15 protein-coding genes are annotated in these 15,254 nt (G+C 34.7%); 14 read left to right on the plus strand and 1 reads right to left on the minus strand.

The window, feature by feature from the left end:
- The first annotated feature begins 58 nt into the window (after positions 1–58).
- The 3 genes from BMY18_RS14240 to BMY18_RS14250 all read left to right on the plus strand — a co-directional run bounded on the left by BMY18_RS14240 (position 59) and on the right by BMY18_RS14250 (position 4,339).
- Positions 59–2,419 (plus strand): hypothetical protein, encoded by a 2,361-nt coding sequence (locus BMY18_RS14240; RefSeq protein WP_092455201.1) that lies wholly within the window; start codon positions 59–61, stop codon positions 2,417–2,419.
- Between the two features lie 181 nt (positions 2,420–2,600).
- Positions 2,601–3,617 carry an ABC transporter substrate-binding protein gene (locus BMY18_RS14245; protein ID WP_092455203.1) on the plus strand — a complete coding sequence of 339 codons (1,017 nt, stop codon included), beginning with the start codon at positions 2,601–2,603 and terminating at the stop codon, positions 3,615–3,617.
- Positions 3,618–3,832: 215 nt separating this feature from the next.
- The gene (locus BMY18_RS14250; RefSeq protein WP_092455206.1) at positions 3,833–4,339 is read left to right on the plus strand and encodes an SEC-C metal-binding domain-containing protein; all 507 of its coding nucleotides are present in this window, start codon (positions 3,833–3,835) and stop codon (positions 4,337–4,339) included.
- Positions 4,340–4,439: 100 nt separating this feature from the next.
- Here BMY18_RS14250 and BMY18_RS14255 read toward each other — a convergent pair whose 3' ends face one another.
- Positions 4,440–5,450 (minus strand): DUF6709 family protein, encoded by a 1,011-nt coding sequence (locus BMY18_RS14255; protein ID WP_092455208.1) that lies wholly within the window; start codon positions 5,448–5,450, stop codon positions 4,440–4,442.
- Positions 5,451–5,583: 133 nt separating this feature from the next.
- Here BMY18_RS14255 and BMY18_RS14260 point away from each other — a divergent pair, with 133 nt between their 5' ends.
- From BMY18_RS14260 to BMY18_RS14310, 11 genes are all read left to right on the plus strand, one after another.
- Complete coding sequence (locus BMY18_RS14260; RefSeq protein ID WP_330385997.1) at positions 5,584–6,459, plus strand: class I SAM-dependent DNA methyltransferase; 876 nt, start codon at positions 5,584–5,586, stop codon at positions 6,457–6,459.
- A gap of 58 nt (positions 6,460–6,517) precedes the next feature.
- Complete coding sequence (gene hslO, locus BMY18_RS14265) at positions 6,518–7,399, plus strand: Hsp33 family molecular chaperone HslO (RefSeq protein ID WP_092455213.1); 882 nt, start codon at positions 6,518–6,520, stop codon at positions 7,397–7,399.
- 65 nt (positions 7,400–7,464) lie between these two features.
- Positions 7,465–8,748: a dihydroorotase gene (locus BMY18_RS14270; protein WP_092455306.1), complete on the plus strand. Its 1,284-nt coding sequence runs from the start codon at positions 7,465–7,467 to the stop codon at positions 8,746–8,748.
- A gap of 32 nt (positions 8,749–8,780) precedes the next feature.
- Positions 8,781–9,704, plus strand: coding sequence for an orotidine-5'-phosphate decarboxylase (pyrF, locus tag BMY18_RS14275; RefSeq protein WP_092455215.1), 924 nt, complete (start codon positions 8,781–8,783; stop codon positions 9,702–9,704).
- A gap of 398 nt (positions 9,705–10,102) precedes the next feature.
- Positions 10,103–10,864: a dihydroorotate dehydrogenase electron transfer subunit gene (locus tag BMY18_RS14280; protein ID WP_092455217.1), complete on the plus strand. Its 762-nt coding sequence runs from the start codon at positions 10,103–10,105 to the stop codon at positions 10,862–10,864.
- A complete protein-coding gene (locus BMY18_RS14285; protein ID WP_092455219.1) occupies positions 10,864–11,766 on the plus strand; it encodes a dihydroorotate dehydrogenase in 903 nt (300 codons plus the stop codon). Before BMY18_RS14280 ends, BMY18_RS14285 begins: the two co-directional genes overlap by 1 nt.
- Positions 11,767–11,981: 215 nt before the next feature.
- Complete coding sequence (locus BMY18_RS14290) at positions 11,982–12,833, plus strand: alpha/beta hydrolase (protein WP_092455221.1); 852 nt, start codon at positions 11,982–11,984, stop codon at positions 12,831–12,833.
- Between the two features lie 284 nt (positions 12,834–13,117).
- Complete coding sequence (gene pyrE, locus BMY18_RS14295; protein ID WP_092455223.1) at positions 13,118–13,792, plus strand: orotate phosphoribosyltransferase; 675 nt, start codon at positions 13,118–13,120, stop codon at positions 13,790–13,792.
- Positions 13,793–13,872: 80 nt separating this feature from the next.
- Positions 13,873–14,106, plus strand: coding sequence for a hypothetical protein (locus tag BMY18_RS14300; protein WP_092455225.1), 234 nt, complete (start codon positions 13,873–13,875; stop codon positions 14,104–14,106).
- Between the two features lie 41 nt (positions 14,107–14,147).
- On the plus strand, positions 14,148–14,612 hold the full coding sequence (locus BMY18_RS14305) for a VanZ family protein (protein WP_092455227.1): 465 nt from the start codon (positions 14,148–14,150) through the stop codon (positions 14,610–14,612).
- Complete coding sequence (locus BMY18_RS14310) at positions 14,609–14,923, plus strand: DUF6142 family protein (protein ID WP_092455229.1); 315 nt, start codon at positions 14,609–14,611, stop codon at positions 14,921–14,923. The genes BMY18_RS14305 and BMY18_RS14310 overlap by 4 nt, the downstream gene beginning before the upstream one ends.
- The last annotated feature ends 331 nt before the right edge of the window (positions 14,924–15,254 follow it).

Genomic DNA, 15,254 nt, shown 5'->3' on the forward strand with positions numbered 1-15,254 from the left:
AAGTGCATAACAATTATAAAGAACTTAGCAAAAAGAACAATTTGGGAGGACAAATGTTATGGTAGAGATTTATTTTGATAAATTATATCGATATTCAAGAGATGAAGAGCATTGTTTTGTTGCAATTCCAGTAAAAAAAGGAGAACTTAAAAACTTGTCAAAAGTTACTGTGTTGCAAAATGGTAAGCCAGTACCTATGCAAGGAAAAGTCACGTCATATTATGACGATGGTTCAGTTCGATATATGTTTTTGAGATTCATGGCGAATTTACCAGCAAATGCAAAAACAACATTAAACTGCGATTTTGATTCATCAGAGGTGTCGATTTACGAGGGAATGAAGGTTTGCGAAATAGAAGACGGATTTAACGTAGACTGTGATGGACTCTCATTTCAATTAAAACATAATAGTAGTAATATATTTGAACAATTGAGTGATGGAAACAAGATATATCTAGCAGAACAGTTTGAGGGCCCATATTTAATAGATGGCAAGGGATCTCTTTATGAAATGGCAATTGGAAAGTGGAGCATAGTCGAATCAGGCCCGATATGTAGTGCTTTTACTGCAAAGGGGGTCAATAGAAGTAAGAATAACAACGTTGAATTTGAACTTAAGATTACTGCTTACGCTAAGAAACCATGGGTAGAAGTATCCTATAGAATTATTAATACAACATATGAACCATTAAAAGTAGCCTCGTTAGTGTTTTATATAAAAGATAATATAAATTCAAAAATTAGTAATCAGTTAGTGAATTTAGATATGGAAACTTCACTGGATTCTACTGGATGTGGAGATAAGATTACTGATAATTCTAATGCTGAAGGACCAATCTTTTACACAAGAGGAGTTGGCGAATTAGATAGTATTCAACAAAAAGCGCCTGTTTGTGATGTCAGAACATGTGTCGGAAACTCAAATTATAAGACAGAGTTTTCAATTGGAATGAATGGACAAGAAGTTAACAGGTATATAGATGATCAATATTTGTTAAAAGAGGCAAATGAACATTTTGCAGAAGTTGTTTATGGTACTTTTTTTACAGATAGAACGGATTCAAATGGTGGTGTTTGTGCAACTATATTTCAGGCCCATCAAAATTATCCCAAAGCAGTAAAAGCGGATAAGGATGGAATTGCACTTATGCTGGTTCCAGAAAACATAGGAAATGTTGTTATGCAGTCAGGAATGTCAAGAGAGCAAAGATTCTTACTGCATTTCCATAGTGCGAATGAACCACTGAAAGAAATAGACAATAGAAGTCTCATTTATCAAATGCCGGATAGGCCATTTATTTCACCGAAGGTTTTTAAAGAGGCTGATGTTATGCTTGATGTATTTCCAGAGAAATTAAATCAAGAAGTGGAAATCGCATTGATTAATAAGGGTGACACTCATTCTAGGAGCTTTGGAATGTTAAACTGGGGAGATGCACCAGATCCGGGATATACAACCCAAGGACGTGGTAATGGTGAACAGGTATGGACTAATAATGAATATGATTTCCCACATGCTTGTGCACTTATGTATGCTAGAACAGGGATAAGAAGATTCCTTGATTATACATTTGTTGCCTGCAGTCATTGGATGGATGTTGATGTATGTCATTTTAGTGATGATCCACTTCGTATAGGTGGCCAGTGGGAACATACAAACGGACATGTCAAAAATGGAATAATGGTTTGCTCACATGAGTGGGTGGAGGGCCTTTTTGATTACTATCATTTGTCGGGAGATGAAAGAGGATTTGAAACAGCAATTGGTATTGGTGAAAATGTATTAAAACTATTAGATACGCCAATGTTTGCACATACAGGTGAGGCAAATGCTAGGGAAACTGGATGGGCGCTTAGGACACTAACTGCGCTATATGTTGAAACGCATGATAAAAAATGGGTTAAAAAATGTGATTGGATAGTAGAGAATTTTAAAATATGGGAACAAGATTATGGCCACTGGTTAGCACCCTATACAGATAATACTACAATTCGAGTAGGATTTATGATATCAGTAGCCGTGGGAAGCCTAATGCGTTATCATAGAGCATTTCCAAATGATGAAATAAAACAGATGATAATTCGTGCTGTGGATGATTTGATAGAAAATTGCCTTTTGGATAATGGTCTATTCTATTATAAAGAACTTCCAAGTCTGAACCGTCTTGGAAATAATACCCTGTTGCTTGAAGCACTTGCGATTGCATATGAGCTTACAGGTGAAACAAAATATTTAAATCCAGGAATTAAGACCTTTAATAATTCGGTAAAGCTACAAGTTGGAAATGTGGGTGGTAAAAAGGAGATATTTGAGGATGCAATAATTAGTGCTGGTGGTGGTACAAAAGCATTTGCACAAGGATTTATTCCACTGATTACATACTACAAAGCAATTTCGGATAATAATATAGAATTTTAGTCAAAATAATAAGGCCCAAAAATGATATCCGTTTTTTGGCCTTATTATTTTGGGTACTTGATAAAGCAACCAAATTAGTGTTAATATATATAAACATAATAACAATGTAAAAAATAGTTGAGATGTAAATATATGTGTAATTTTAATTTGCATATTGAATATTGAGGAGAAGAAAAAAATCATGAAAAAGATAGTATCAGTAATATTAATGTTAGTACTTTGTATGTCATTTATTACAGGCTGCCAAAATGACAGCAATTCAAATAGTACTAATAACGCATCGACGGAAGATGAATCGGCTACAACAAATAAAATCGCCATTAATGTTGCAGCACTAAAAGGGCCAACAGCAATTGGTATGGTTCAAATCATGAAGAATGCGAAAGCGGGAACGGCACTTAATGATTATGAATTTACAATTGCAGGAACTGCAGATGAATTTACAACAGATTTAATTAAAGGAGATGTGCAGATTGCCGCAATTCCGTGTAATCTTGCAGCGAATCTTTACAACAAGAGTGCCGGGAAAGTGAAAATAATTGGTATTAATACATTAGGTGTGCTCTATATTCTTCAAACAGGAGATTCAATTAAATCAATACAGGACTTAAAGGGTAAGACTATATATACAACAGGAAAGGGAACAACGCCAGAGTATACGTTGGATTATTTGCTTAAATCAGCTGGACTTAATCCAGAAAAAGATGTAACAATTGAATTTAAGTCGGAAGCGACTGAAGTTGCGGCAATGCTTGCAACTTCGCCAAATGCAATTGCAATGTTACCACAACCATATGCGACAACTGTAATGATGCAGAATCAGAACATTAAGATAGCATTAGATGTGACAGAACAGTGGGAAAAATATGCAGGAAAGAATAGCACAGTTGTGACAGGCGTTGTTGCTGTGAATTCGGATTTTGCAGACAAGAATCCGCAGGCAGTACAACAATTTATTAAAGAGTACAAAGAGTCGGTATTGTATGTAAATGCAAATGTAGATAGTGCAGCTCAGCTAGTAGAGGATTTTGACATATTTAAGGCTACAGTTGCAAAAAGAGCAATACCATACTGCAATATAACATTTATTGATGGTAGTGAAATGAAAACTAAGGTATCAACATATTTGAAGGTAATTTTTGATCAGAATCCAGCGTCAATTGGCGGAGTAATGCCAGCAGATGATTTCTACAAATAAATTCGGGTTGTTTTTACGCTTGTTTGTGATATAATATATTGGTGACCAACATCCTTTTTTAGTACAGGGAATTATAATTATAAATATACTGGATCTTTATTTAGCAGTTTTTAAAGAATTACAGTAATGATCAATATGCAATTAACAGATGTTATAGCAATATAACATCTGTTTTTGGTTAATTAGATAAAATGAAAAACAGAGAGGTAAAAAATATGACATTACTTGAAACATGGAGAAATTTAGCATACGAAACAGAAATGAATGAGAAGCAAGCGTCTGAATTTTGGGGAGGTTATTTTAACCTTGAACAAGGTATTTATGAGAAAATCCTTGAGACAGTGGATACGCCTGTTACAGGAACAGTAAAAGAATTAGCTAAAAAGTTTAAAGTCGAACCAGTGATTATGGCCGGTTTCCTTGATGGAATCAATGAAAGCTTGAAAGTAGCAAATCCAATTGAAACGTTGGAAGAAGATACGAAAGTTAGCCTTGATTTTGATAAAGAAAAGCTTTACTACAATATGGTAGGAGCAAAAGCGGATTGGTTATATGAACTTAAACAATGGGACTCATTACTTTCTGAAGAAAAAAGAAAACAGCTTTACAAAGAACAGAAGCGTTCTAGCACAGTTGTTAAAGAAAGTAAAGTTAGTAGAAATGATCCCTGTCCATGCGGTAGTGGTAAGAAATATAAAAAATGTTGTGGCGCTAACGTATAGGACTTCGTATTCTATATAGTAAGTATATTATACAAAAAATGTACCCTACAAGCTTGAGGATAGAAAATCTCAATCTGGTAGGGTACATTTTTAGTGATAATTATTTGAATAAAAATGATAATATAGAATGCATAATATCTTTTGAATTCAATCGGTTTTCATGAATATAGCCAATGAGCATGTTTTCGTTTTGTTCTTTGAGATAAGCTAAAAAATTATCAGCAGATTCTTTTGTTTTTCCGCTAAATATATATTGAAATTTGTTTTTTGTGTAGATTTTTATCGTGTAATTCATATGACCAAAAATAAAATATCTGTGAAGGCGACTGTATTTGTAGGCCCATGCCATATTGGCGAGTGGAATAATTGCAATATTGAATTTACTGGCATAGATAAAGTAATGTTTTGTTAAATACATATTTTCTGCTTTGAAATATATTTTGTATTCCAATTCGTTAGCGGCGTCTATAATGATTTTCTTACGAGCGCCATGATGTCCCAGTACAACAAATGTATATGCATATTGAGGCATAAATATATTGAATAACAAAATGAAAATATGTGCAAGTGAAAATGAAAAGGCAAAAAAGATGAAAATTCCAATTAATACAGAGGGGATAACTGCATAATTCATTTGGCTTATGATTACAGTGTCTGTGCAAGAAGCAAGTCCGTCATATGTCCAATTCATATCTTTTGCCATTAGTGTTAGCAACTGCTCAAGATTAGAACGATTATGAATTAACATTGCTTTGATTTCAACATTGTCGAGAGTGCTTGGTACGCCATCTTTAAAATAAATTTTAGAAAATAAATAAATAGTACATTTTCCATTTTCTAGTGAATAGAAGTAGTGTCCTTTTACCGAAGACCCCTTTAGATAATCATAACCTGTATAATATAGTTTCCCAGTATTTGTTTTAACATAAATAGATTTGGAATTGTATAATTCAGTTGGCGATTTTGATGAATCTATGTTCGTTGGAAACAGGCAATTAACTAGTGGGAATTGTAAAGTGACAATGAGTAAAAGGAATAAAAATAATATTGGAAATATCATTCGAAATAAATTGACTCCTTGAATGCTTTGCTTTAATTTACTTGAGTTCATGGTTTTCCTCGTTCCTATTACTACTTTAGTAAGATACTGAATTTAAAAATAATAATTATAGTATAGTGTATTGACTATAAATAATCAAGCTTGCTTTTGGTAAAAAAACTTGTTAGTATAACATAAGAAAGGTATGGTAATTATGGAGGCTTATACTGGATTTGCAGAAGTTTACGATATATTTATGGATAACATTCCATATGAGCAATGGGCTCAATATGTGATTAGACTATTAAAAGATAATGGCGTTAATGCTGAGGATAGGAATTGTTCAATCGTTGATTTGGGATGCGGAACCGGAACATTTACTGAAATATTAAGTAATGCTGGCTTCAACATGATTGGCATAGACAATTCACAAGAAATGTTGATGATCGCAAGTAGTAAAAAATATAGAAACATTTATGAGTCAGAAGACTGTGATGAGTCAGAAGAATGTGATGAGTCAGAAAAATGTGAAGAATTAGAAGAATGTGATGAGTCAGAAGAATTAGAAAATTCAGATTCCATAATATATACGCTACAAGATATGCGAGATTTTGCAGTTCCGGCTCCAGTTTCGGCAGTTGTAAGTGTATGTGATTCTATGAACTATATTATAGAAGAAGATGAACTTTTAGAAGTTTTTAAATGTGTAAAAAAAGCACTGGAGGAGAATGGTGTTTTTATATTTGATATGAAGACACAACATTTTTTTAGAGATGTTTTAGGTGAAAATACAATCGCTGAAAATCGTGAAAACGCAGCATTTATTTGGGACAACTACTATTATGAAGATGAGTCACTCAATGAATATGAAATGACAATATTTATTGAGGAAGAAAATGGACTTTTTAGAAAATACGAAGAAACCCATGTTCAGCGAGGTTACACTATAGAGGAAGTTAAGCAATCATTAGCCACGGCTGGGTTAGAGATATTGAATATATATGATGCATTTACTCAAAATCCACCTACGGATAATAGTGAAAGAATATATTTTGTGGTTAAGGAAAAAATAAATAATTAAAAGGTAAAAATAACTATCAAAGGAATTGACAACCTAAATTAAGGAAAGAGGAAAATACATGAGTGATTATATTATTAGAGCAACAGCAGCAAATAATCAGATAAGAGCATTTGCAGCAACGACGAAAGATTTGGTAGAAGAAGCTAGAGCGATTCATAATACTAGTCCAGTGGCAACAGCGGCTTTGGGCAGATTATTAACAGCGGGTTCTATGATGGGAAGCATGATGAAAAACGACAGTGATGTACTTACACTTCAAATAGAAGGCGACGGACCAATCGGAGGACTTACAGTAACGGCTGACGCGAAAGCAAATGTAAAAGGCTATGTTAAGAATCCAGAAGTTATTATTCCTGCTAATAAAGATGGTAAGTTAGATGTTGCAGCAGCGTTGGGAATTGGCGTTTTAAGCGTAATCAAAGATATTGGATTAAAAGAACCATACTTGGGTCAGACAATTCTTATTACTAGCGAAATAGCTGAAGATCTGACATATTACTATGCAACCAGTGAACAGGTCCCATCATCTGTTGCATTGGGCGTTTTGATGTCAAAAGAGAATACAGTGCTACAGGCTGGTGGATTTATTATTCAGTTGTTACCAGATGCAGAAGAAGAAATAATTGATAAGTTGGAAAAGAAAATCAATGAAATAAAGTCTGTGACATCAATGCTGGAACGAGGAATGACACCAGAGATGATTCTAGAAGAAATACTGGGAGAATTTGATTTGAAAATCCTCAGTAAAATTCCAACGCAATTTCACTGTAATTGTACACAACATCGTGTTTCAAAAGCGATTGTTAGTATAGGTAAGAAAGAACTACAAGAAATCATTGACGAGGGTAAGCCTATAGAGGTGAACTGCCATTTCTGTGGCAAGAATTACTTATTTGGTGTTGATGTACTGAAAGATATGCTAGAATATGCGACAAACTAATCATAGAAAATATAGTGAATTTATGTTAAAATATAATAAGTATTATGGAAGATAGAGGTATGCAAATGAAGACTTTAATTAAAAATGGCAGAGTTTTAGATCCAGCAACTAAAAAAGATGGTATTTATGATGTGTTAATTGAGGATGGAATAATTAAAGAGGTTGAACAAAATCTGATCGTTGAAGTAGATAATATAATTGATGCCACTGGTTGTTTCGTTATGCCAGGATTGATTGATTTGCATGTTCATTTTAGAGAACCAGGATTTGAGCACAAAGAAACAATTCGTACCGGTGCTCGAGCAGCAGCAAAGGGCGGATTTACAACAGTGTGTGCAATGCCGAACACAAGACCAGTAGTAGATAACTTAGACACTTTGAAATTTGTGATTGATAAAGCAAAAGAAGTAACGAAGGTGAACGTTCTTCCAATCGCTGCTATTACAGCAGGACAAGAAGGTGAATTTTTGACAGATATTGAAAAACTGTTTAAAAATGGAGCAGTTGCAATTAGCGAAGATGGTAAATCAGTAATGAATGCCAGAGTATGTAGACAAGCTATGAGACTTGCGGCAGAAGTTGGTGTTCCTGTATTTGCACATTGTGAAGACAAGGACCTTGCTGCTAGAGGCGTTTTGAATGCAGGAGATAAAGCAAAAGAACTTGGCGTATATGGGATTATGAATATTGTTGAAGATTCTATTGTTGCAAGAGATATTCTGATAGCAAAAAATACTGGAGCACAATTGCATTTGTGCCATTGCTCAACGCAGGACAGTGTTAAGATGGTAGCACTTGCAAAGAAAGAGGGACTTCCAGTAACCGCAGAAGTGTGTCCGCATCATTTTGCAATGTCAGAAGACGATATTACAAGCGATGATGCAAATTTTAAGATGAATCCCCCACTTAGAAGTAGAAAAGATATGGAAGCTTTGAGATTAGGTCTGAAGAATGATATTATGGATGTAATCGCAACAGATCATGCGCCACATCACGTATCGGAAAAAAACGTACCTTTAGATGAAGCACCATTTGGAATTACAGGTCTTGAAACTGCAGTATCACTTACAATTACAGCACTTGTGGATACAGGCTATATTACACCAATGCAGATAGCGGAGAAGATGAGTTACAATCCAGCTAAAATCATTGGACTTGATAAAGGAACACTGTTACCAGGTAAGATTGCAGATATAACAATTATTAATCCAGATATAGAATATATAATTGATAGCAGCACATTCGTATCATTAGGAAAGAATACACCATTTAACGGCAAGAAAGTTAAAGGTAAAGTTATGGCTACAATCGTAGCAGGCGAGGTAATATATTCAGCAGAAGCAAAGTAGAAAATGAAAATTGGAAAGGATTTGGGTAAAATATGATTAATAAATTAGTTGATAAAATCAAAAAAGTGGATGCACCTATCGTCGTTGGATTAGATCCTATGATGAATTATATTCCAGAACATATTACAAAGGCAGCATTTGCCGAGTATGGAGAAACATTAGAAGGAGCGGCAGAAGCTATTTGGCAGTACAACAAAGGTATTGTTGATGCAACTTATGATATTATTCCGGCCGTCAAGCCGCAAATCGCAATGTATGAGCAGTTTGGAATTGAAGGACTCAAAGCTTTCCAGAAAACGGTTGATTACTGTAAATCAAAAGATTTAGTAGTGATTGGTGATGTAAAGAGAGGCGATATTGGCTCTACTTCTCAGGCTTATGCGATTGCTCATCTAGGCAAGGTTCAAGTAGGAACTAAAAAAATCAGCGTTTTTAATGAAGATTTTGCAACAGTTAATCCGTATCTTGGCTCTGACGGAATCAATCCATTTATTGATGTATGTAAGGAGGAGAACAAAGGAATTTTCATCTTGGTGAAGACTTCTAATCCTTCTAGTGGAGAGTTTCAGGATCAGTTAGTGAATGGTAGACCACTTTATGAGCTAGTTGGAGAGCAAGTTGCTAAGTGGGGCGAAACTCATATGGGCAATGATTACAGCTACGTTGGAGCTGTGGTAGGCGCTACTTATCCAGAAATGGGTAAAATCCTTCGTAAATTAATGCCAAAGACATACATTCTTGTACCAGGATATGGTGCACAAGGTGGTACAGCAAAAGACTTAGCACCTTACTTTAATGAGGACGGGCTTGGTGCTATTGTGAATAGCTCACGCGGAATTATAGCGGCTTATAAACAAGAAAAATATGCATCATTTGGAGCTTTGAATTATGCTGATGCATCAAGGCAGGCTGTCATTGATATGGTGGAGGAGATAAGAGGGGTTTTGAAAAAGTAGGTGGTGAGGTGAATACGGATTTATTATGATGTATTTTGCTTGCCTTTCCTTCAAGCAGTATGTTTTTTGCAAGCCTCAGGGATGATGAAAATGCTCACTTCGTTCGATTTTCATCTGAGTCTTGGAAAAAACATGGGCACTGCTTTCAGCCGGTCAGCGCAAAATGCATCATAATAAATCCGTATTCACTGGGTACTTTTTAAAACCTAGGGCGGAGATAAAAGATAAAAGATAAAAGATAAAAGCCAAAAGATAAAGATAAAAGATAAAAGATAAAAGACAAAAGACAAAAGATAAAAGATAAAAGACAAAAGACAAAATATAAAAGACAAAAATATAAGATATGAAATAAAGATGTGGTTGGATGAGATGAAAAAATTTAAGGTGAGGGAATTAGGATGACTAGTGGGTTTAAGGAAAAGACTGTTGTGGTTAAACAGGAGAAAATAGCATCTGATGTTTATAGTATGTGGATTCAGACGGAGGATATTGCGAAGAATGCAAAGGCTGGACAATTTATTACTGTGTTTTCAAAAGATGGCTCGAGATTGTTGCCAAGGCCTATTAGTATTTGTGAAATAGATGGAAGTAAGCTTCGAATTGTGTATAGAGTAGTGGGCAAGGGAACGAAGGAGTTTTCAACATTTAAAAGTGATGAAGTGATTGATATTCAGGGACCCCTGGGAAATGGGTATACTCTTTTTGATAAAAAGGCTATATTATTGGGAGGGGGAATTGGAATTCCTCCGATGCTTGAATTAGCAAAACAGCTAAATTGCGAGAAAGAGATTGTACTCGGATATAGAGATGAACTTTTTTTGGATGAAGAATTTGCTCAATATGGAAAAGTTACGATTGCTACAGAAGATGGTAGCGTCGGAACAAAAGGAAATGTATTAGATGCGATGAAAGAGCATAGTATTACGGGCGATGTTATTTATGCATGCGGACCCAAACCAATGCTTCGTGCGATCAAAGTATATGCACAGGAAAATAATATTGAAGCTTATATATCAATGGAAGAAAAGATGGCGTGTGGAGTAGGTGCTTGTCTTGGATGCGTATGTCAATCGACTGAAATTGATGATCATTCACGTGTGTATAATAAGCGTGTGTGCAAAGAAGGTCCTGTATTTAACTCAAAGGAGGTCGAAATATAATGAATATGAAAGTGAATTTGGCCGGAGTTGAATTAAGAAATCCAGTAATGACAGCGTCGGGAACATTTGGATCAGGAATAGAATACAGTGAATTTGTTGATTTGAATAGACTTGGTGCAATCGTAACAAAAGGTGTTGCAAACATCCCTTGGGCAGGAAATCCAACGCCAAGAATTGCAGAAACATATGGCGGAATGCTTAACGCGATAGGACTGCAAAACCCTGGAATGGAAGTGTTTATTGAAAGAGATATGCCTTTTCTTCAAACTTACAAAACGAAAATCATTGTAAATGTATGTGGAAAAACAGAAGAAGATTATATAGATGTTGTGGAAAGACTGTCTGATCAACCAGTAGATTTGCTAGAAATCAATATATCTTGCCCAAATGTAAAAGAGGGTGGAATCGCTTTTGGACAAGACCCCAAGGCTATTGAACAAATAACTGCAGCAGTCAAAAAACATGCAAAGCAACCAATTATAATGAAGTTAAGTCCTAATGTGACGGATATTACAGAAATGGCAAGGGCAGCAGAAGCTGGTGGAGCAGATGCACTTTCTCTTATTAATACGATTACAGGTATGAAGATTGATATCGATAAAAGACAGTTTGCAGTTGCTAACAAAACAGGCGGACTTTCGGGACCAGCCATTAAGCCAATCGCGGTAAGAATGGTGTATCAAGTAGCAAATGCTGTGAAATTACCAATTATAGGTATGGGTGGAATAACAACAGCGGAAGATGCAATAGAATTTATTTTGGCAGGAGCGACAGCTGTATCAGTTGGAACAGCCAATTTTGCAAATCCATATGCAACAATAGAAGTTATTGAAGGAATTCAAGCTTACATGAAGAAGTACGGCGTCGATGATATTAATGATTTGATTGGGGCAGTAAGATAAGTGTAAAAATGCAAATATATATAATGGACCTCTGATCATGAGGCCCATTTTTTATTGCCCCAATCATGGGCGCAGCAAAGGTATAACCTATACAAGGATGCATTGCAGGTCTTAAGATATTTGAAGACAAAACCTTGTAATGGTCAAAAAAATGTTATATACTAATTTTTGGCAAGAAATGATTGGATTAATGCATTTACAATAGGAGAATAATTATGATTAGGATTCTAAATGTTGATTTAAAGAACATATTCTGCACAGCACACAATATTCAGTATGCAGTTAAAGATCAATACCCATTACATATGAATATTATCATTCCACCTGATAATAGTGAAGGCGTTTTATATCCCTTAGTAATGTATGTACAAGGATCTGGATGGCGAAAGCAGAAAATGGTAAAGAGCATGCCATACTTAATGGAATTTTCGAAGAAGGGATATGTGATTGCGATTGTTGAGTATCGATATTCAGAAATCGCACCTTTTCCAGCTCAGATTAAAGATATGAAGACTGCAATTAGGTTTATGATGGAACATTCTAAGGAATATAATGCAGACATTGACAAAATGGTAATTGCAGGTGATTCATCTGGGGCACATACAGCTGTCATGACAGAAATGACTAAAGATTTGCAAGAATTTAGTGACGAAAACCTTGAAATAGGGGATTTACCTATTAAGGCTGTGATTGATTTGTTTGGACCTACTGATATCAGTAAAATGAATACACCACAGGTGCCTAGAGACAATATGTCAGCGGATTCTACGGCAGGAATGTTCTTTGGCGGAAAAAATATTTTGGAAATTCCTAATCTTGTTCAACAAGCGAATCCTATTATCTATATAAACAAAGAGAAAACAAGAGTGCCATATTTGATTATACATGGGACCTGTGATACAACTGTGGATATTAGCCAGAGTGATATGCTATATGAGGCTTTGAGCAATGCAGGTAAGCGGGTTGAAATGATAAAAATACCAGGGGCAGTACATTTTGGGGATCCATTTTGGAAACCGGAAGTTATGGAAATCATGGATTGTTTTATACAATCGACATTTTGCTGATTGTAACGTTGATAGATACAGTGATTTTGAAGAAAAACAAGGTGAATCAATCATTTATGGTGTTTGAAATAAAGGGCAGAAGTATCAGAATGGAATGAAATATTATTTATTGAATAATTGAAAAGAACTGTCTGATATGCTATATTAGTATAGAAGTTAATATCAGATAGTCCTTTTCGATTTTCGTGAGGAATAATAGCTATAAAGATATATGTAATTATTAAATAATAATTTATATAAACGATTAATCGAAAAATCGTATAATTTAGGAGGAAAAGGATAATATGCAGAAGTATAAACTAGAATTTATAGAATTTATGGTAGATTGTGGAGTCCTGAAATTTGGAGATTTCGTTACAAAAAGCGGTCGTAAGACACCCTTTTTTATTAATACAGGATTTTATAGAACAGGATCGCAGTTAAGAAAACTTGGTGAATATTATGCAAAAGCAATTGATGATAAATTTGGAATGGATTTTGATGTGTTATTTGGACCAGCATACAAAGGAATTCCTTTGTCAGTAGCAACCGCAATGGCAATTAGTGAATTTTACAATAAGGATATTAGATATTGTTCGAATCGAAAAGAAGTTAAAGATCATGGCGATACAGGAATACTTTTGGGAAGTCCAATTAATGATGGCGACAGAATTATAATTGTTGAAGATGTTACTACTTCTGGAAAATCAATAGAAGAAACATATCCAATCGTAAAAGCACAAGGAAATGTTGAGGTACTTGGTCTTGTAGTTTCTGTTAATCGTATGGAACGAGGAAAAGGCGAAAAAAGTGCACTTGAAGAAATTAAAGAATTATATGGTATAGAAACAACAGCGATTGTAACGATGGGTGAAGTGATTGAACATCTTTATAACAAGCCATATAAAGGTAAAGTGATAATTGATGATACAATCAAAGCAGCGATTGATGAATATTATGAGAAGTATGGCATAAAGTAAAAGAAGATTAGTGTAGTAATCTTGTCTTAGACAAGCAATATTAATATATTAAAAACAATGTGAAAGGTTGGATCTGAATTATGACTGAAAAATTATATAAAAAAATTAAATTATCAGGAACACTGAATCTTGTATTGGGAATAATAATGATCGTATTTGGTATTGCTTCTGGAGTAATGCTGATTGTAAGCGGCGGAAAACTTCTTGTTCTTGTAATGGGAATAATAATAATTGTATTTAGTATTGCGGTTGGAGTGATGCTGGTGGTAAATGGTGCAAGACTTCTTTCACATAAATCTGATACTTTGTTTTAACCATTTAAACGAATTTAATGAACCTTAAATAAGAGGGGTATATGAAAATTAATGATAAAATCCGTAAGTGGATGAAGTTAGGAGCATTTTTACTCTATATTAGTATATTGGTATATTTTCTGTTCTTCGCAGATATGTTTGGTAGAACATCAAGTGCGACTAATTATAGATATAATCTTACACCTTTCAAAGAAATCCAAAGATTTATAGTCTATTCTGGACACTTGGGAGTAGCTTCCGTGTTTACAAATTTAATTGGAAACGTAGTAGCGTTTATACCGTTTGGAATATTCCTTCCAATCTTAACCAATAATAGGCTTAAAATTTGCCAAGTTACTATATCCACATTTGCACTTACTTTGTCGATTGAGTTAATACAACTTATGTCCAGGGTTGGAATATTTGATGTGGATGATATAATTCTTAATACATTAGGTGGGATAATAGGTTACCTGATGTTTTTTGTATGGAAATCAGTAAAAGAAAGGAAAAAAGCCAAATCATGAGACCATTTAGAAAGTATAAATTTTCTGATAAAAATGAAACACTTGGTGGTACCATTTCTACAATTTTGGGCATAATATCATTGTGCCTTCTCATATATGGTGTATCGATATCATTTAGAGCAAATGGGAACGCTGGAGTTTCACTTGGCAGTATTGGGCTTAGTAGCGCAATGTTAGCAATATTTGGATGCGTCATAGGATTAATAAGTTTCAAAGAAGAAGATAAGTTTTATTTGCTTTCGAAAATTGGCTCTATGTTGTGTGGAATTCTTTCTGTATTCATGTTATCTGTATTACTGATGGGAATATAACGGCGAAAAGAAATATGGCCACTCAGGTGGTGTTGAGGTGAATGTTCTTTTATCCTTATTCGTTTTACCTTGCCTTTCCTTCAAGCAGTATGTTCTTTACAAGCCTCAGGGATGATAAAAAGACTCGCTTACGCTCATTTTTTATCTGAGTCTTGACAGAACATGAGCACTGCTTTCAGCCGGTCGGCGGTAAAATGAATAAGGATAAAAGAACATTCACCGGGAACGGTTGAAAAGGGATTATTTCATTCTTGTTATATTGGCGGTTAAAAGCAAAAAAAGAGTAGAGTATTTAGAGGTAATGTAAATAAAGATATATATTTAAAAAAAA

Origin of the sequence: [Clostridium] fimetarium, from assembly GCF_900111235.1 — a bacterium.
Taxonomy (GTDB): domain Bacteria; phylum Bacillota; class Clostridia; order Lachnospirales; family Lachnospiraceae; genus Clostridium_N; species Clostridium_N fimetarium.